Here is an 18,713-nt window from a genome sequence, read left to right on the forward strand (position 1 = left end):
CGACATGATCAGCGCGCGAGCCAACCGATGGCTCCACCCATTATACGGGCTACCATTTCAGTCTGACCGTCAACGGCCATTTTCTCATATGTACGTTTTAGGTGGGTTCGCACGGTATTGATCGACACATCAAAACGCTCAGCCACTGCGGCCGGCGCATGCCCGCGGGTGATGTGGAGCGCCACGGAAGCCTCCTGCCGGGTCAGCCCGTACGACAATTCCAGCATCGAGATACGTGTGTCCTCGTCAGAGGCTTCTCCATCCTGATTTCGTAACACCAACAGTCCGGCAGGAGCAGGGTCGCTTCCTCCGACAAGTTTGAGGGCATCAGGTCTAAAATAGAAACCGATCGGATGACCACCGATCGACAGAACGGATGTCTCCTGTCCATTTGCAATCTGCTTGCGAAATTCATCATCCATCACGGCTTCCAGATTGCCATCCACGTCACTGCCGTCAGTCAGTCCTGCCTTGTGACACGCCTGACGCAAGACTTGTTCGAATGCGGCATTGTGGTGCAGCGCCTTATGCTGTGTGGACATCAAGGCTGTGCCTATATCCAGCCGTTCAATAACCGTTTGCAGCACCATGCCCAAGGCCGTGGATGCCAGCACGCGCCGGTTGATTGAGTAGGACCGGTCCCAATGGGGCATAAGCGAATGGAGGGTTGCCTCTATGCGATCACGGTCGCTGCCACCGCTACGCGCCATATCGAGCGCTACACGATATAGGACTTCGATCCATCGCGTCTCATCGTCAACTGCGTCGTAGCAGAGAGCAATCAACTTGTCGGTGTCGAGTGGTTGACCATCTTCGTCCCGCCCGAAACGCTCCAACACCTTCTCGGAAATTGTCTCGAACGTTTCATCTGCAACCGCATCGCCTGACGTGGATGGCGCGTCGCCTTCAACCCACTCAATCAGATATTTCGAGACGCCGAGTGTCGCCTCATCCAGTAGGATTGCGGTCCGCCCACCGACAACCACGGAAACATCGACATCGGCCAACCCAGCCTGTTGAAACCACTTGCGAATGGGTGTTACCAGCTTGCCATTGGCTACGAGAGGATCCTCTTCGCCGTAGAATAGAAGCGCACGAGTGTCAGGATCAATCGCCGTGTCCTTAGGCCAGTTCCAGGCCCGTTCCATGCCGGAAAAAACCTCGGCCCAATATCCAAGCGTCGGCACGGGAAATCCCAGCGGATCGGCCACGATGCAATCCACCAATGCAGTGTCAGCAGACATGACATCGGCAAGGTGACGACGTTGGCGCAACCGTGCGCCGAGAAAGCTGTAGAGGTGGTGGTGCGTCTGCTCGTCTGGTTCGTCAACCGGTTTCAGTTTCATCCGCGCGCGCGCAAACGAGCGGGCAAGCATTGCAACTGTGGGCTGGTTTGCTGGCAGAGTAAGTACAAGATGGCGTGCCAAGCGAGGTTCACGCTTGAGCACTTCGAGCGTTAGTAAGGCCGTTATGTTTTGCGCGGCCACCACACGCTGCTCGAAAGGTACGCCATCGAAAGCGTGTTGCAGGTGGTCTTGCATATCATCAATCAACGCGCCCCACCCTATATCGGACGTCAGATGGACAAGCGGTTGACCGGGACCAGTGGAATGGCCGTGAGCGCGCAAGTCACCACTGGCGACAGACCAGCCACGGTCGTTCAGTGATTGCGCGAGCGCCGTAAAATGTCCGCTATGTGTCGGCTGGCTATGGCCGATGAATACGGTCGGTCGACCTTTGTCGCCCGACCAAGCGCGAGTGTGCAGCACCGTACCATCGCGCGCGACAAGATTGGCAATGCGGCCTGTGTCGCTGATTACGTTGCTATTAGATTGATTTTGCAAAGAGGCTCGCGAAATCTGAATGCACATATGATAGCATGCAGTTCAACGGGCGCGTTGGGCAAGACGGTCAACCGCATAAGCGGTGTGTATTGACGTTGAAAACTCTTTTGTGGCCCCGAGTTGGGTAACGCGCTCTTGCACGCGTCCCGTTTTTGCAGGCGGCAGAAACCTGAACGGCGAAAGGTCGATTGCAGAAGGGAGGAGGTAGCAGGAGGCGATGCAGATGTTCCCCACCGGCAGTATGGAATGCGATGCGCCCGCCAAATCGAGTTTCTATTTCTACAGATAGGTCTGATATTATAGCCGAACCACGCGTATCAATTTTCAGCAGACAGGCGTGCGCGATGGCAGGTAGTCCTGCCAGGACTATACTGGCCATTATCAGGCCGACATGTGCCCGTGACATGAGTTACAGACCACGGAACAGCAGTTTGTCATTTCGATAGCGCCGCACCTTGCAATCCGACCCGCGCACTGGCGCGCGGCCTGCCATTGTTATGGTGCCGTTTTCCATCCAGCCATTCACCTCATAACTCGCCGGTTTGCAGCCACGGCGGAAGACACGGGCGCGTCCGTTGATCTTCGAACCACCCGTCATCTCGAACATCTCCCCGCGAAACAGCACCGTTCCTGATTTCGCTGAAATGCCCTTTCTCGGATTCTCGTATTCGATGACCATCTCGCCGTCGCAGACATGAACCGCCATTTCAGAACCGTTGTGGTCGTAGAAGGCCATGTCGCATTGCGGTGTCGCGTATGCAGCAGCGGCAGTCATGAGAACCGCACTTGCGATGGTAGCGGTGACGGAAGCCAACTTGAGCAAGGTTTTCATCTCGGTATTCTCCTTTGTAACGCGATCAGTTGAAATTCAATTGTGGAGGCATAAGCGCGGCGTCGTATTCCAGCGGTTCCAGTGCAAAAGGTTGCGCCGGACCGATTTTATGACGTGCCGCGACGAGGTTGCCGGGAAAGGTTGCTACGGCAGCGTTCAGTTTCTGCACATTACCGTTGTAGAGGCGGCGTGATGCAGCGATCTGGTCCTCTGCTTCTTCCAGTTGTTTTTGAAAGGTCTCCACGTTGCCTGTCGCCGTGATTTCCGGATTGTCCTCAATCTGAACCCGAAGTCCTGACAGCTTGGCCGAAAGGTTCGCCTCTGCTGTTTCAATGAGTTGAGGGTCATGACTGGTCAGCGCGTCGTGGGCTGTTTTGCGTGCCTTCGTGAGCTGCGTAAAAATCGCCTCTTCATGTCCCATTGCTGCCTTTACCGAAGACAGTAGATTCGGGATGAGGTCGTGGCGCCGCTTCAATTGCACTTCGACCCCGGACCAGGCTTCAGCAACCTTGGTCTGCGACCGACGCAGTGCGTTGTAGAGGACAACGTAGACCACGAAGATTGGTGAGATCATCGTGATCGGCACGATGATGGACATGAGCAGTTCCATAAAGCTGGTTCCTATTCGGCGTAGGCTTTGAAAGACGTTGCGGCGTTGGCGAAGTCGTCCACAGTCTCGGCCATTAAGTCGGCAATGGTTTCTGCGTCTTCGATGTTCACGAGGTCATGGCCGGACATAAAAATATGTTCGCCGCGGATCATGAATTGCGCTTTGTAGCGCGTGGCTAGATCGATCATGGCTGTTTGCGTGGCAGGCGAAAGGACGCGCAGCAGGTCTGCCTCTCCACCGTCGCCACTGAGGAGGCGAATGCGAAAAAGGTCGTTGAACTCCGTCGACTCCGTGTCGAAGTCCTCGCGTGAGTCCCAAATGGCCTCTGCCAGTAATTCGGCAGTGATGCCGGTATCGCGGTTCAGCGGAAAACCCAGCACCATGGCTACGCCGTGGCCGTATTTCTCGGAATTGCCACGCGCATCGGTCTTCAATGTCTTGGACGCGCCTACCATCACCGTCTTGGCCATCTGCGCGCCTAGCCAGAACGGGGTGCCGCCTTTCGTGCGACCGCGAAACAGTGCTTCGATATCAATCGGAATAAGCTGCCCCGGGCGTGACGCCATGAGCTGCCCGATCTTGCGGTAGGCCTGCGCGATGAGCGGGTCGTAGACCCTTTCTTTTGCGCCCACCGATATGGCGAAACCGGACAGCTTGTCTGCCATACCCGGGTCCATTCCCATGCCTTTAGCGGTTTGCTTCGCCTGCCATACTGCCTTTCGATTGACCGGGCGGTTGGCACCATCGCTCTCGCGCGTGACGGGTTTCTTGACCAGTCGAAACGACCAATTGTTGTCACGCGCCACCCGAAAGTACGTCCAGCGCTTCCACTGTTCGGACTTCATCGCCTTTTCGGCTCCGAACGCCATTAGGAAGCCGCAGAAGATAAAGCCAAGCCCGGTAAAGAGCACGTTCTCGCTGTCGAAAATTGTATAGGAAAAAAGAACAACGAAGCCGATGAGCGCGCCGACAATTCCCCCCGCAGCAACCCAGCCAGGTACACGCACCCGGCCCTTGGGTTCGCGAACCTCTTCCCGTCCCGCTGGAACACTGCCTTCGAAAGGGTCCCAGTCTGTAGCGACATGTGTGTTCATTGCAGTGGTTCCCTTTCGATTTGGCTCCAACGTGTCAGCGGCTCAAACCCCACGCATCACCCATTTGAATGACGGCGACCGATGCGGCACTCTCCTATGAAGTGGTCCAACCCTTCGCGGAGTGTGACTACTATGCTCAAACGTTTTGCTCTCATCCTTGCGGCTGCCTCTTTGACGCTGACTCAACCCGCCAACGCTCAACAGACGCAGAGCAGTCGTAACGTGATGGTGGTCTTCGACGGGTCCGGCTCGATGTGGGGACAGATCGAAGGTCGTGCAAAAATCGAGATTGCCCGAGACGTCCTCTCCAGCGTTCTGGGCGAGACAACAAGCAACATGACAATCGGTATGATTGCTTATGGCCACCGTAAAAAGGGCCAGTGTTCAGACATCGAGACAGTCGTCGCCCCCGGTCCTGCGGCAAGCACAGTTCCCGAGATGATTGCTCGGGCCAACGCAATCAAACCCAAGGGCAAGACCCCGCTTTCCGATGCCGTGCGGAAGGCCGCTGAAAGTCTGCGCTATACCGAGAATGAAGCAACTGTTGTGCTCGTTACCGATGGTATCGAAACCTGCAACGCTGACCCTTGTGCGCTTGCGACGGAACTGGAGGAGTCCGGTGTTGATTTCACCACCCACGTGGTCGGCTTCGGGCTTTCAAAAGACGAGGGGCGTCAGGTTGCGTGTCTTGCGGCCAATACCGGCGGCAAGTTCATCTCCGCCGATGATGCAGATGAATTGAAAGCCGCACTTGATGAGACGTTGAGCGACTTCGAAGAAGAACCCGAAATCGATCAGGCAGTCCTTCCACGCAATGTACAACTGACGCTGCGCGATACCTCCAACAGTGAAATGCTCACGAAACGTCATCTGGAAGTCACACCGGATGACAGTAACGCCCAGCCATGGCCGAGCGACTTCCAATTGAGTTATGAAAGTGCGCCGTCCAGTGCTGAAGGTCGTTTTCTACCTGGCACCTACGCCATCAGCGTGCGCCGTGCTGGCACGGGACGGGCGGAGGAATACACCGCGCCCCTAACCTTTACCGTAGAGCCTGGCGAAGGGGTCCAAGTGATCGATATTGCGATGGCCGCGCGGCTGAAGGTCAATGCTTTCATTCGTGCTGGTCTGCCCTACGACCCCAAAAACCCGCCTGCTGGCGGGGTGAAAAATAGCGCCTACCTTTATGTTGCTCTCTACCCGGTCGAGAACGATGTCGTCTCCGAACAGCCAGTCATTATCGAGGAGGGCGGCTTTGAAATCGGAGTGCCGCCTGGTCGATATCTCCTGCGTGGCACCATGGACCGAACCACGACGCGCGAACGCGAGATCGACGTCGATGCCGGTGGCCTGACGGAAATCGACTTCGACATGGACCTGTCCACCGTCACTCTTGTGGCACAACAGGACGGTCAAGCGACTGATCGTCAGACGACGTATTTCTACGATAAACCCCCAGCGGGCCGGAACTATTGGCGCGGAGGTTTTGGCAGCACAGAGAACCCGTTCTACCTGCCAGCCGGCCAATGGGCGGTAAACCTTGGACGGGAGGGCGGCGGAAAGCGACGCAGCGAAATCCTGCTCGAAGTTCCGGCTACTGCAAGTGCGATCAATCTTGCTGTGCCGGAAGGTCAAACCCTCTCAGAAGCCGACCTTTCCGCACTGACGGCCCCCTCGTACCGACCTTGCAAAGCGTATGTGGGTGTTAGGCACACAGGCTGCCTCGTTCCTTTTGCTGATCAGCAGAGTGACGGTAAAGAGCAAGCAAAATCAGAACCCGATACGCTTGAAAACAAGCCGCGCGCGATGTCCACGTTCGCTGACTTTCAGGGATTCTGGGCGCGGATAGGAAATCGTGAAGGTGTAGACCCCGACCAGCTGGCACAGCTCTGCACGTCCACTCCGTTGGCTATTCTACAGGATGGACGAATGATCGACCTGCGCCGTAGCGCGGAGGGGTTTATACAAAAGGATCAGCGTGCCTGCGTGCCTCATGAAAGTGGTGAATTCGACTGCAAACCAGAAGGCGCAGCTTTGTTGATCTCGCTCGTCCCGGATGCCCCCAATCCGCAGCTTTGCCTTGGGGGACCAGATGGTCGATCGGGCTCCCGCCTTTGCGCCCGTATGCAGCGGTGCGATGCGGATGCGTTCGCGGGTCTCGATCAGTCAGCGCGCGATGCCCTTGAAGCGGCACCGCGATGAAGAGCAGTCGTTTTTTGGCGTTATTGCTTTGCCTGACGACAAGTACCGCACAGGCCGGGCCACATGAATTTCTGACTGGCGAATGGGAAATGGTGTCGGAAACCAGTGAAAGCCTCGGCAATTTCGGTCTTGTGTTGCGGGACGGTCGGGTGCTGGGCAACGGAACCCTTATGGAAAGTGTACTTGCAGGGCGACGACTCGCAGTTCGTATGCAAAGCGTGAATATCACCGATGACGGCGTTCATTTGCAGGTGATGTTCGACGAAGGCGGCAGCGGGTTGAAACGTGTCACGCCACTGCTTCTGACACTGCCAAAAAGGCCGGGGGGACCGATGCGGGGTTCGCTGCGCGAGGGCGAACGCTTCGCTTTGGTAACACTGCGCTATGTCGCAGCGTATCAGGGCGGTCTCGCCCCGCCTGATGAACAGGCACAAGCTGCTTCAAGGTCTGGTCCCGTGCAGGGTGCGACGTCTTACTCTTATGATCTCGTAGGCGTGCCTGCCGGCAAACGCATCACGTTGCGCGCAAAGCCATCAGGCGAAAGCACACGGGTCGGCGCGCTGCCTGCCGACAAGCGCGGTTTGCTGATGGAGCGATGCAGTCCAGCCATCGACGGCAACCACTTCGACAGCGTTAGCCACGCAGATCGGGTCGCATTGTTGGCAGAGCGCTGGTGCGAAGTCCGAGACGTCGAAGGACATCAACAAGGCTTCATTAAAGGCCGTTATCTCACGCCCGTTGTTAACTAGGGAAACCGTTCGATGATCCGTTCCATCGCAACCACATTAGCCGCCTTGCTGTCGGCAACCACAGCTTTGGCCAGCGACTACATGTATGATGGAGCGCAAGTGAAGGTGAATGTTTCCCGTGACAAGGTGACGATCACTTATGTTTCACCAAAGGACGGTTCGCAGCGCGCCGGTACTCGTCCCGGCACGGTCTTGTTCAGAGGGCGAATGAGCACAGCGGACAATGGTTCGCCCTATGTCGACGGAGATGCGCGCATCTTCAAACGAGGCTGCGACCCTACACCGTATCACGTCTATGGACCGATGCGGATGCCATACTCTTTCACATTGAGAGGCGCAGCGCCCGTGCTGGCCGAAGATGGTTGCGCGATTGTCGACAACGTCCATGAGGGACCTAATGCGGTTTTGAGATTCGTAACAATGGCCACGGGCATTATAGCGCCTGCTCCTCAGCCTAAGCCTGTTTTAGTACCGCGAAATGTTCCCGGTGCTATGTGCGTCACCGGCGTAGACCCAAGCAGTTTCCTCAATGTGCGCAGCGGGCCGGCAAAGACGTATGGAAACGTTGCGAAACTGAAGCCAGATGTCTGTGATATCGCTGGCCTGCGCCAATGTATCAACGGTTGGTGCGCCATCGTCCAAACGTCGTCGGGCGTAACGGGTTGGGTGCTACAGGACTATATTTCCCGACCGCGCTAGCGGCGCATCTAATTTCGTCAGTCGCCCGGCATTGACATACGATACGTTGCGACCAGCGTACCCGTGGTGACATCCACCACGTAGGTCGAGCCGATCTCGACATCCTGCCTGACGAACGCTGAGACTGCGTTCTTGGGAGCAAGGACCATCCGCCAAGGGTCACTGTTCGCGACAGGCTCGTTCAGCGCCAGCGATATCCGTTCGAGCGCATAAGCGCGGTTCTGCGCCGTGTTTTCGAAATTGTCGTACACGTTCGTCATTTGTGACGGGATCAATTCGTCAGGCCCATCCGCGTAGCTCGGATCGCCTGCTGTCGCGTATGAAACAGCTACGGCAAGCTCAACGCTTGCACATTCACGCGACGAGACGATCTCGCCCGGCGTTCCGATCCATCGCATCGCTTCGCGCACCGAGGCCCATGCGCGCATGTGATCGGCCATGGAGAGGCGGCGCGGTCCGTCGCATGTTTCGGGTTTACCAGACGCAGCATAGCTACCGGTTACGTTGTCGGGTGTTACGTGCAGCACAGCCAGCACATCGCGCGGCTGGTCACGCATTGCACCGGGCGCTGCGGGGCGTGCGTAGATTGCATAATCCGGTGTCTTGCCGCTGGTATAATCAGGCGTGTCAGGGCCGGGATTGTAGTTGCCGAGCGGCCCTGTCTCTGCTGCGGGTGCAGGCTTCGGCGCGGGCGCTGGATCTGGTGCAGGTATCGGCTCGAAATCCGGCCCGATCTCCACGGCCAGATCAACCAGCCGCTGTGGGTTGTCTTCGAACCAGACGATGGCCGTATCGACCCCTCCATCAGGAGCCTGCGGGTTTACCCCTGCCTCGACGAACAGTTCGACGTAACGCGAACACGAGCCGTTATCGTAGCCAACGCCACCGACCCCACCACCGACGCCGCCGCTCAGGCTGACAACCAGCGAGACTGCGCTGTCAAAGCCGCTGGCCGACAGGTTGGCGAGAAGTTCGAAATAGGCACCGCAACCGGAACCCGCCGCAGGTACCGGTGACATAGGCACGTCAGGCGGATTCAGCACGAACGGTTGCGGGTTGATGGTCAAGAATGCCTGCGCCGCAGCGAGGCCACCGTCCGGAGAAGACGGGTTGAGACCTGCGCGGCGCATAGCGTCCAACGTCGCAGCACATTGTTGCTCCGTGGGTTGGGAATTGAAGGCGATGCCAAATTCGACATAAAAGCCGCGGACGAGCTGCACCATTTCGGTGCCACCTTTCGTGTTAAGAAGCCCCGTGACGATATCCAGTTCCTGACAGGCGCTTGCTTGTAGCGGGGCGGGCACAGGCACGTTGGGCATTGCCGGTTTCAACGTGGGCTTTACGAGTGGATTGACCTGTGTGTTCGGGTCTAAGGGATCGACAGGACTTGGCGTGGGCGTGGGCGTGGGCAGAACCGCGACATTCGTCGTTTCCACGCCTGTGCGCAGATATTTGCGTAGGCTCCACGCCACGGTGCCGGGCACGACAAGCGCGCCTTCCAGCACGAAAATCTGGTTGCCGCTCAGAAGGATCTCGCTGGTCGACCCATCTGGAAACGTTGACGTGAAGACAGCTGGCTTTCCTTTCAACGCGGTCGGTAAAGGGATGTCGCTTTCCGTCAAAACCACTTTGCCGCCAAAACGGGCCATCAAAGCGTCATAGCCGCCAGCTAGTGGCATGATCTTAGCATCCAGCGTGGGCGAGACGAATGAACTGCCTTCAGTCTTGATATCCACAATGGCGCGGGAAGCGGTGTCGCGTGTTTTGGCATTGGCATCCACGAAACTGGTAACGTTTACGCTCGTCCATTCTCCAGCCAGACCGGTTCCGTCGACTACCACGACCTGACCAACAGATCCTGGCGGCGTGCGTAGCGGTCGGTCGATCTTGAGGTCGGGCCTTTCCACCAACGGTCGAACGTCAGGGTCGAGCGTTTTCGGTGCGTTCTGGTTTACCGCCGGTTTACCACCGGGCACCTGCAACGGTTTGGCCGGCACCTTGAGCTGCGCGAGCGCAGTGCTGGCTGTGAGCATCATCAAAGTCGCTGTCGAAAGGTAGAGTGCTTTAGGAACTGTGGGCGCGCGCATGAAACTCTCCTGGCAAGTGTTGCCACCCGCATCGGACAGCATGTTCTCACCAATGTGGAGCAAGGTTCCACAGCACCCGTCACCCAAATGAATGACGCGCCGCCAAACCGGCATCTCTAGCGTGGCTTCAACGCCTGTTGCCCCGGAGATCTGTCATGTCTGTTTTCCCTACATTGCAAATGTCGCACATCTCGACGTTACGAAAGCATTGGCGTTACGGCTTGGCAGGATTAACTCTGCTTGCAGGCGCAGGCGCAGCCGCTCCGCAGGCGGTGGCGCAACCGGTTGCGCCTGGTATCGAATATTACAGCAGCGTCATATCAGGGCGTTATGACCTTGCAGTAGCGGCAGACACGCGCGCCGGGCAGCCGAGTCTGTCTTTGACATACAAGGTAACGGCCCCGCGCGACTGCCTGCTCCCGGTCTTCAAGGCGCGTGGTCTGGCTTGGGAACATCTGTGCAAGTTTGCCCTCGACGGCGGCGGATACTTGAACGCAAAGGCGGCCTTGATCCGCACCGGCACCACGCCGCCACTCTATTCCGGCATCCTGACTGCGCCGGACGGGACACAGATTGCGAGACTATCGTTCGATCAGAACCAGCAATCGCTGCTGACACTGCGAATGTTGGACAACACCAGCGAGTTCAACGATCCGCGCTCGCTGGTAAATCCGGGTACAATTTCCATTGGGGTACCCTCCAACATACCGGTCGTGGGAAGCAACGATTTTGCGTTTGGTGAGGCGCGCTTCAATCTGGAAACGGAAAAGGCGTCTTTTTACTTTCAGCGTAAGCCACGCTCGCCGGGTGGTAGCGCAAGCATGCTGCCATACGATTTTGGTGCCCGCATGTTGCCGGACGCTGAGTGCCCGGGACCAGGACCGACGTGGCAGACAATATGTGCTGCCGCGAAAAGCAAACCGCGCGGTCAAACCTATAGAGGGACTGCTACTTTATCAGCGGGCACCAACCCTTACCGCAGCGCAATTATGCCAAACGGTGGCGGTGTGCCGCTGACCAATATCGGCATAGAGCCTGACACTGGCGTGATGCGCCTCGCCCCCGGTTGGCCGCGGCCGGAAGGATTTGATCACTACGCCCGCGATTTCGTGGTGAACGCGAACCCCAATAACATTTTTGTCGGGCAACTCACTGGCTTCTGGCAAGCCACATCCTCCGCTTTTCCCAAGTTGCAGTACCGCTTCACGCCGGTAGACCGGACACGGGTAGGTGTTGAGGTCAGAACATTTTACCAAAACGGCTGCGGCCCCGTCGCCGGCTTGCTCAAGACCATGTGCGAGGTTTTGGACAAGGGTGGCTCTGCTACAGCAAAAGGCGAACTCGTGGGGCCGGGCGACGGCAGCGGCACCTATAGAGGCAGGCTCTCGTTTCAAAACGCCAACGGTCGCAGCGAGCCGCTCGATCACCTTATGGAGCTTACGCTAGAGCGCGGAGGAGAGGCGACTGTCGGTCTCGTTTCACAGGGCCTCACCAACGCTATCGCCATTCGCCCGATCGATAACTGGGACGAGCTAGATTTCGAGCCGTCCAACGCCATCAATCTCGCATCCGTCATCGGACAGTGGGTGTCGAAGGCCGGTCCCACCGAGACGGTTTATGAAATGGATGTCACGCAGGCCTCCGGTGACACCCTCAATGTGGTTCTACAAGGGTTCAAAGAAGTTGGACCCTATAATCCGCCCAACCTCACCTATGCCCGTCTCGAAGAAAAGATGGACAAAGACGGCTCGTCCCTGCGAACAGAATTCAGCATCACCGCAGGTGAAAAGGATTGGCAGGGACAGATGTCCTGGCCAAACACATTCGGCCCATATGATGCGGGGCTGTCGATGTATCCCCGTGGCGGACGGTTGCTCCTGAAGTTGGGTGAGAGAGGCACAGCAGAATTCGAAGACGGTCGCGTGTTCACATTTCGCCAAGGACCCATGAGTGACCTGTCGGACCAACCGGTCCCGGCGCCTCCGATCGAACCAAACGCAAGTGCCACAATCTGTCCGAGGGTCGCGGCCTTCGTCTCACAACCTATGCGCTTCGAGACCGTGCGCCACGTTTTGACAGCCATAGGCGAGACTGCGAGCGACGACGGCAAGGTGCGAGACTGTACCTCAGCAACAGCATTGATAAACTCGCTCGGGCTCACCGCAACCGGTGCAGAACCCTGGCCGGAGAACGGCAACGGCACTCTCGTGCAACAGCTCTCACAAAGCGGCAACGGTGGCACCGTCATTCTCAAAGGGTCTGAACGTTCAGGTACGTTGACTGTAGATAGCTATGCCGGTTGCGCTGCTGAGACCGATCCCGCGATTTGTTCGCAACTGGCAGGCTCTGTCGGGCAAGCGCTTGCCATTAGCGGTGTGATCCCTGCTGGTATGAAAGGCTACGGCTTGGTGCAACTCGGCGGCGCCCCACATCTGGCGATCATCGACGCAACGACGACACCGAAGACATTCACCATCGCGCAGCAAACGGTACTTCTCACGTCACCCCTTGGCCCGGATGAACCGCCCAAGACCAACGTTGCTATGTGTAATGGCGTCGAAGCCAATGTGATAACCCGGCCAACCCTTGCTGATGGCACGCCGATCGCAATCTGCAACCAAGACGGCACTTGCATGGATGGCGCTTCGAAGGATGAAACCGCACTTCCGATACATTTATGCATTGCGTATACGGAGGGGTACGGACTTCGCGGCGGTGGGGTAAGAGGCCCAGCTTGCATCACGCGTGGCGCGGTCGCGCCCCGCTCAACACAATTTAATCAGCGTCAGGGCGTCGCTGTCCTTGGCCTGATGACCAACAGCTATGACACGCCACCAGACCCCCGCAGCAGCGGAGCGTCTCACGTGTTTTGTACGGATTGCGAAATTGTGGAGGAGTTGAGATGCGCCAACTAATCATCGCCACGACGGCCTTGTTGCTTTCGGTCATACCATCTGTTGCGGAGGAGCCGGTCATCACGCCGGCGGACGGGGTATTCCCGCTGACGGGCATTTATTCGCTTGTTCCTCACACGCCGCCAAACCCGAACATGCCGGAGGCTGTGGCGGGCGCACTTTTGCAGGGCAATTGCACGTCTCCAACAGTCTTTGCTGCAAATGGCGTTGGTATGAGTTTCATCACCGTTATGCGGAAGTCAGGGCGTATCGCATCACTCCAACGCCTTCAGAAATGCACTATCGAAGACGGCATCATGTCCTGTCGTTCTGCTCGACGGCGCGGTAACGTTTGGTCCGTCGAAGAAAACCAGACAGCTCGAACGTGGCGGCTAGCCAGAAGCGATGACGAGCGAAACCTTCTTTGCGGACCTGAAAATGGTATCGCACCGCCGGATGGTGCCGCTTGCTATTCGCTGAATCTTTGCTCCACCGAAATCGGAGCAATACCGGTCGCGCGCACAAAGGGCAGCACAATCGCAATCATGCGAGACAGGCCCCCACTAGAGTAAGAAACTTGGTGCATGCGACGGTACAGGTCACAAACGCTGGATCTCCAAACAACAACTTCGGCATATGCAGCAAAACTGTAGGTCGGTTGCTTTCCGCTCACTCGCACGCGAGGTGTAAATGCGACTTTGAAGGTTCGCTTCCCGTCTACATATGCCGGTCAACGTATGGTGAGGCCGCTTGAACGTCAGCGTCCGCTATCGGGACAACCAACCTTATTCCCAAATGTGCAATTTGGGGGCGCATAGCGGACCAAATCTCTCAAGATTAGGCGACGCCTTTCCGACCGATGACTGCAGAGCACCACGTCGAGAGCCTCATATTTTGTTCAAGTCCATGTTCAAGCCAGAAGACAGCGGCAAGCGAACCGCCAGCAACGTTCTCCCACAGCTAAGCATTTGCCGCCCATAAGCGGTGACCATCGCGGAAACAGAAAATTGATTTCAAAGGCGTGGAACCCTTTGTTCCGCATGCAGGCTACGTCATAGTAAAACTTTAAACAGAACCGCTCCACGGCACTTAAAGAACATGCGTAATTACCGTTTCATTCAATCGAAACTATTACGTCGCTAACTGATATTTCGTGTCATTCTACAATTATCTAGAAATCCAGATTGGCCACTGACAGCGCGTTGTCTTGGATGAAGTTGCGGCGAGGCTCTACTTCTTCGCCCATCAAACGGGTGAAGAGGTCGTCGGCGTCGCTGGCTTCGGTGACTTTTACCTGAAGTAGCGAGCGGGCGTCTGGGTCCAACGTGGTTTCCCAAAGTTGTTCGGCATTCATTTCGCCAAGGCCTTTGTAGCGCTGTAGTGTGATGCCTTTTTCACCGGCTTTGAACACGGCTTCCAGCAGGCTGCGGGGGCCGAAGACATCGCTCGACATGCCGCGGCGTTCCAGTCGCGCTGGTTGTGCGTAGAGTTCATCGAGGTGCTCATGCTTACCGTGAATGGCGCGGGCGTCTGCTGAACCGGTTAGGCCAGCGTCCAGCACATGGGCTTCGCGCACGCCGCGCACGGTGCGGTGGAAGACGAATTCCACACGACCATCGTCTTTCTTGCGCCAGTCGCCCTGCCAGCCTTTTTCGGTCTCTTCCGCCAGCGTATCGAGACGGGTGGCGGTGTCACGCAGCACTTGCTCGGCATGGGATTGCATCGACATGGCTTCCACATCGAGACCACCGGCGATGGCGAGTTGTTCGACCATGCCGTGGTTGTAGCGCGTGTGAAGACCTTCTAGCAGGCGGCGCATTTTCAGCGCCTCATCGACGACGGAGCGTAGGTCGGCACCCACCAGAACTTCGCCGGAACCGAGATGAAGCGAGGCTTCATCCAAACCGTTTTCGATGAAGTAATTTTCCTTCGCCTCTTCATCTTTCAGGTACTGGAGCGACTTGCCGCGTTTGATGGAATAGAGCGGCGGTTGGGCGATGTAGAGGTAGCCGCGCTCGATCAGCTCCGGCATCTGGCGGAAGAAGAATGTCAGCAGCAGCGTGCGGATATGCGCGCCATCGACATCCGCATCAGTCATGATGATCACCTTGTGATAGCGCGCCTTGTCCAAGTTGAATTCATCCGGCCCGATGCCGGTACCCAGAGCGGTGATGAGCGTGCCGATCTGCTCCGATGACAGCATCTTGTCGAAACGCGCGCGCTCGACGTTCAGCACTTTACCGCGCAGTGGCAGGATGGCCTGATTTTTACGGCTGCGGCCCTGTTTGGCGGAACCACCGGCGGAGTCTCCCTCCACGATGAAGATTTCCGACAATGCAGGGTCTTTTTCCTGACAATCGGCCAATTTTCCTGGAAGCGATGCAATATCCAAAACACCCTTGCGCCGCGTCAACTCACGCGCCTTTCGGGCAGCCTCACGCGCCGTGGCAGCTTCCACGACCTTGGATACGACGGTCTTCGCGTCGGCGGGATTTTCCTCGAACCACTCTTTCAACGTTTCGTTGACGAGGCCCTCGACCACGGGGCGCACTTCGGAAGAGACAAGCTTATCTTTTGTCTGGGACGAGAATTTCGGGTCCGGCACTTTGACGGACAACACGCATGTCAGGCCTTCGCGGCAATCATCGCCGGTGAGTGAGACCTTCTCTTTCTTGATGATTCCCTGAGCGTCGGCATAACCCGTGACCTGTCGCGTTAGTGCGCCACGGAAACCGGCCAAATGCGTGCCGCCATCGCGCTGCGGAATGTTGTTGGTGAAGCAGAGGACGTTTTCGTTGTAGCTGTCGTTCCACCACAAGGCGAGTTCGACGGTGATGCCATCGCGTTCGGATTTCAGGTAGATCGGCGCCTCGATCAACGCGCCTTTTGCGCGGTCGAGGTAACGCACGAATTCCTTCAACCCGCCCTCGTAATAAAGCTCGGTTTGCTTGTCCGCACCGCCGCGATCGTCTGATAGAATAATGCGACATCCGGAGTTCAGGAACGCGAGTTCGCGCAGGCGATGTTCCAGCCGGTCGAAATCGAACTTGATGTTGGTGAAGGTTTCCGATGACGGCATGAACGTGAGTTCCGTTCCGCTGTAACCGGCTTCCGCATCACCAACGATTTCCAACGGCCCGTCGGATACGCCGTGGGTGAAGGAAATTTCGTGCCATTTGTCGTTGCGGGCAATTCGCAATTTCAGCGACACCGACAGCGCGTTGACCACGGACACGCCGACGCCATGAAGTCCACCGGAGACCTTGTAGGAATTCTGGTCGAACTTACCGCCCGCATGAAGCTGGGTCATGATGACCTCGGCAGCCGACATGCCCTCTTCCTCGTGCATGTCCACGGGGATGCCACGACCGTTATCGGTCACCGTGACGGAGCCATCGTTGTTGATGGTCACGTTCACCGCGTCGGCATGGCCAGCCAGCACTTCATCGATGCCGTTATCGACGACCTCATAGACCATGTGGTGCAGGCCGGAGCCATCATCGGTGTCCCCGATATACATGCCCGGGCGTTTGCGAACGGCGTCCAGCCCCTTCAACACTTTGATGGAATCGGCGCCGTATTCTTCGGAATTGGAAGGCGTGTTCTCGGGGGTCGGTTCGGTCAAACGGTCGTCCTTTCGGGCGGCGAAAACCGGGCTGGTTTTCGCACTTTCGCGCAGGCAAACAAAATCGTCCGAATCAGCGCGGCAACATGCTTTGAATTTAGGTGCTGCGCCCCCGAAAACCAAACTTTCGCAACGCTTTTATGGGGATGGACCCCAGTACGTTTTAAGCGCCCGTGGAGCCGAAACCACCGCTGCCGCGTGAGGTGTCGTCCAATTCGTCCACTTCCGCGACATCGACCTGCACCACCGGTGCGACCACCATCTGCGCGATCCGCATGCCGCGTGTGATGACGAACGCTTCGTGACCGTGGTTGATGAGTGGCACCTTTACTTCGCCGCGATAGTCTTCATCCACCGTGCCGGGTGAATTCAGCACGGTAATTCCGTGCTTCACAGCAAGACCGGAACGGGGACGAACCTGTCCCTCGTGACCAGAAGGCAGGGCCATGGCGAGGCCGGTGGCCACCAACGCCCGCTCTCCCGGTTCGATGGTCAAATCTTCTGCCGCTTTCAGGTCAAAACCAGCAGAACCCGCTGTTTCATAGGCGGGTAGTTCCAGCCCTTCGCCATGGGGCAGCCGTTTGATCTGCAGCGTGGTCACGAGAACTTCGCGCCTAGCGATTCCATCAGCGGGCGGAACTCGCGGAACGATGTGGCGATCATGAACGTGTCGTCCACCCGCACCGGCTTTTCGCTTGCCAGACCCATAACGAGAAACGCCATGGCGATGCGGTGGTCGAGATGGGTTTCCACATCGCCTCCACCGACGACCGGTCCACCGCGAACCGTAAGCGTATCCTCGCCTTCGGTGCAATCGACACCATTGGCCTCCAACCCGCGAGCGGTGGCGGCAAGTCGGTCACATTCCTTCACGCGCAATTCGTCCAAGCCGTTCATAACTGTTTCGCCCTGCGCGAAGGAGGCGGCGACAGCGAGCACGGGATATTCGTCGATCATGGACGGTGCGCGGGTGGCGGGAACCGAGACGCCCTTCAATGTCGAATGGCGCACGCGAATATCGCCGATTTCTTCGCCACCGGTGGTGCGACGGTTTTCAATCGTAAGGTTCGCGCCCATTTCCACCAGCGTGTCGAACAGGCCGGTGCGCGTTGGGTTCAGCAGCACGTCTTTCACCGTCACGTCAGAGCCCGGCACGACAAGGCCAGCGACGATAGCAAAACTGGCCGATGACGGATCGCCAGGCACTGTGATGTCCTGCGGCTTGAGCGGTGTCTGGCCTTCTACGGTTATCGTGCGAACGCCGTCATCATCCGTTGTCACAGAAACGTTTGCACCGAAGCCCGCCAGCATCCGTTCTGTATGGTCGCGGGTGAAGACAGGTTCGATGACAGTCGTGGTGCCGGCGATGTTCAAACCGGCCAGCAGCACGGCGGATTTCACCTGTGCAGACGCAACAGGCACCCTATAGGTGACCGGCACCGGAAGCGGTGCGCCATGCACGGTGAGCGGCAGACGATCCGGCCCGTTTTCCGTGGTCGTGCTTTTCACCTGTAGCCCGGTTTCGCGCAATGGATTCAGCACACGGCCCATGGGGCGGCTGGACAGCGAGGGGTCGCCGATGAAGGTGACCGGAAAATCGTAGCCCGCAACCAGACCCATAGTCAGGCGCGAACCGGTGCCGGCATTGCCAAAATCCAACGGCTCGCGCGGTTCCAGCAGCGCGCCGTTGCCGACGCCATCAATATGCCATGTGTCGCCGCGCTTCTCGATGGTGGCGCCTAGCGCTTGCATGGCCGACTTCGTGGCCATCACATCGTCAGCCTCCAACAGACTTTCGACGGTGGTGTGGCCATCTGCGATGGTGCCGAGAATGAGTGAGCGGTGGGAGATCGACTTATCGCCGGGCACCTTCACGGTGCCGGAAAGGGCGTTGCCCGAATGTGCGGTTAGCGGCTGTGGTTCGTGGTCGTGTCCAGATGCGGATGAAGGGTGGCTCATAGAGCTGTCTGTCGTTGGTGTGGAGCGATTGGCGCGGCGAGATTTTCCTACGGCAAGCGACAAGCCCTGTCACCATGAAGTCACCCGACCACCTGTCTATAGCTCTCGTGGCGCTTTA

Annotated in this window: 13 protein-coding genes; 5 read left to right on the plus strand and 8 right to left on the minus strand. The window is 57.6% G+C overall.

The genetic code is table 11. The features are described 5' to 3' along the window. Positions 1-8: 8 nt before the first annotated feature. From R2A130_RS15335 to R2A130_RS15350, 4 genes are all read right to left on the minus strand, one after another. Positions 9-1,844: a serine aminopeptidase domain-containing protein gene (locus R2A130_RS15335; protein ID WP_198008764.1), complete on the minus strand. Its 1,836-nt coding sequence runs from the start codon at positions 1,842-1,844 to the stop codon at positions 9-11. A 409-nt stretch (positions 1,845-2,253) separates the two neighbouring features. Continuing rightward, positions 2,254-2,676 carry a hypothetical protein gene (locus R2A130_RS15340; protein ID WP_009758740.1) on the minus strand — a complete coding sequence of 141 codons (423 nt, stop codon included), beginning with the start codon at positions 2,674-2,676 and terminating at the stop codon, positions 2,254-2,256. A 25-nt stretch (positions 2,677-2,701) separates the two neighbouring features. Then, entirely contained in the window at positions 2,702-3,286 is a 585-nt protein-coding gene (locus R2A130_RS15345) for a LemA family protein (RefSeq protein WP_009758741.1), read from the minus strand. A gap of 11 nt (positions 3,287-3,297) precedes the next feature. Then, on the minus strand, positions 3,298-4,380 hold the full coding sequence (locus tag R2A130_RS15350; RefSeq protein WP_009758742.1) for a hypothetical protein: 1,083 nt from the start codon (positions 4,378-4,380) through the stop codon (positions 3,298-3,300). Between the two features lie 132 nt (positions 4,381-4,512). Between R2A130_RS15350 and R2A130_RS17820 the strand changes: the two genes are divergently transcribed. Genes R2A130_RS17820 through R2A130_RS15365 form a run of 3 tightly spaced genes read left to right on the plus strand, consistent with a single transcriptional unit; the run spans position 4,513 to position 8,030 of the window. Beyond that, a complete protein-coding gene (locus R2A130_RS17820; RefSeq protein ID WP_009758743.1) occupies positions 4,513-6,582 on the plus strand; it encodes a VWA domain-containing protein in 2,070 nt (689 codons plus the stop codon). Then, positions 6,579-7,331: a hypothetical protein gene (locus tag R2A130_RS15360; protein WP_009758744.1), complete on the plus strand. Its 753-nt coding sequence runs from the start codon at positions 6,579-6,581 to the stop codon at positions 7,329-7,331. The genes R2A130_RS17820 and R2A130_RS15360 overlap by 4 nt, the downstream gene beginning before the upstream one ends. 12 nt (positions 7,332-7,343) lie before the next feature. Continuing rightward, positions 7,344-8,030 carry an SH3 domain-containing protein gene (locus tag R2A130_RS15365; protein WP_009758745.1) on the plus strand — a complete coding sequence of 229 codons (687 nt, stop codon included), beginning with the start codon at positions 7,344-7,346 and terminating at the stop codon, positions 8,028-8,030. 17 nt (positions 8,031-8,047) lie between these two features. On the opposite strand, the gene R2A130_RS15370 is transcribed toward R2A130_RS15365, so the two are convergent. Then, the gene (locus tag R2A130_RS15370) at positions 8,048-10,117 is read right to left on the minus strand and encodes a hypothetical protein (RefSeq protein ID WP_156798556.1); all 2,070 of its coding nucleotides are present in this window, start codon (positions 10,115-10,117) and stop codon (positions 8,048-8,050) included. 155 nt (positions 10,118-10,272) lie between these two features. On the opposite strand from R2A130_RS15370, the gene R2A130_RS15375 reads away from it, so the two are divergent. Together R2A130_RS15375 and R2A130_RS15380 are read left to right on the plus strand one after the other, a co-directional pair. After that, positions 10,273-13,032, plus strand: a complete 2,760-nt coding sequence (locus R2A130_RS15375) for a hypothetical protein (protein ID WP_009758747.1) — start codon at positions 10,273-10,275, stop codon at positions 13,030-13,032. Then, complete coding sequence (locus R2A130_RS15380; RefSeq protein WP_009758748.1) at positions 13,020-13,583, plus strand: hypothetical protein; 564 nt, start codon at positions 13,020-13,022, stop codon at positions 13,581-13,583. The genes R2A130_RS15375 and R2A130_RS15380 overlap by 13 nt, the downstream gene beginning before the upstream one ends. A gap of 599 nt (positions 13,584-14,182) precedes the next feature. Here the strand turns inward: R2A130_RS15380 and gyrB are convergent. The 3 genes from gyrB to aroA form a co-directional block, all read right to left on the minus strand. After that, complete coding sequence (gene gyrB / locus R2A130_RS15385; protein ID WP_040306290.1) at positions 14,183-16,636, minus strand: DNA topoisomerase (ATP-hydrolyzing) subunit B; 2,454 nt, start codon at positions 16,634-16,636, stop codon at positions 14,183-14,185. Between the two features lie 163 nt (positions 16,637-16,799). After that, entirely contained in the window at positions 16,800-17,237 is a 438-nt protein-coding gene (dut, locus tag R2A130_RS15390; protein WP_009758750.1) for a dUTP diphosphatase, read from the minus strand. Next, positions 17,234-18,595, minus strand: coding sequence for a 3-phosphoshikimate 1-carboxyvinyltransferase (gene aroA / locus R2A130_RS15395; RefSeq protein ID WP_009758751.1), 1,362 nt, complete (start codon positions 18,593-18,595; stop codon positions 17,234-17,236). The genes dut and aroA overlap by 4 nt, the downstream gene beginning before the upstream one ends. Positions 18,596-18,713: the final 118 nt, after the last annotated feature.

The organism is Ahrensia sp. R2A130, from assembly GCF_000179775.1.
Taxonomy (GTDB): Bacteria; Pseudomonadota; Alphaproteobacteria; order Rhizobiales; family Rhizobiaceae; genus Pseudahrensia.

Excerpts from the sequence above, each read along its gene's own strand:
- R2A130_RS15340 (WP_009758740.1), bottom strand. The coding sequence starts at position 2,676 with ATGAAAACCTTGCTCAAGTTGGCTTCCGTCACCGCTACCATCGCAAGT.
- R2A130_RS15345 (WP_009758741.1), bottom strand. The coding sequence starts at position 3,286 with ATGGAACTGCTCATGTCCATCATCGTGCCGATCACGATGATCTCACCA.
- R2A130_RS15350 (WP_009758742.1), bottom strand. The coding sequence starts at position 4,380 with ATGAACACACATGTCGCTACAGACTGGGACCCTTTCGAAGGCAGTGTT.
- R2A130_RS17820 (WP_009758743.1), top strand. The coding sequence starts at position 4,513 with ATGCTCAAACGTTTTGCTCTCATCCTTGCGGCTGCCTCTTTGACGCTG.
- R2A130_RS15360 (WP_009758744.1), top strand. The coding sequence starts at position 6,579 with ATGAAGAGCAGTCGTTTTTTGGCGTTATTGCTTTGCCTGACGACAAGT.
- R2A130_RS15365 (WP_009758745.1), top strand. The coding sequence starts at position 7,344 with ATGATCCGTTCCATCGCAACCACATTAGCCGCCTTGCTGTCGGCAACC.
- R2A130_RS15370 (WP_156798556.1), bottom strand. The coding sequence starts at position 10,117 with ATGCGCGCGCCCACAGTTCCTAAAGCACTCTACCTTTCGACAGCGACT.
- R2A130_RS15375 (WP_009758747.1), top strand. The coding sequence starts at position 10,273 with ATGTCTGTTTTCCCTACATTGCAAATGTCGCACATCTCGACGTTACGA.
- R2A130_RS15380 (WP_009758748.1), top strand. The coding sequence starts at position 13,020 with ATGCGCCAACTAATCATCGCCACGACGGCCTTGTTGCTTTCGGTCATA.
- aroA (WP_009758751.1), bottom strand. The coding sequence starts at position 18,595 with ATGAGCCACCCTTCATCCGCATCTGGACACGACCACGAACCACAGCCG.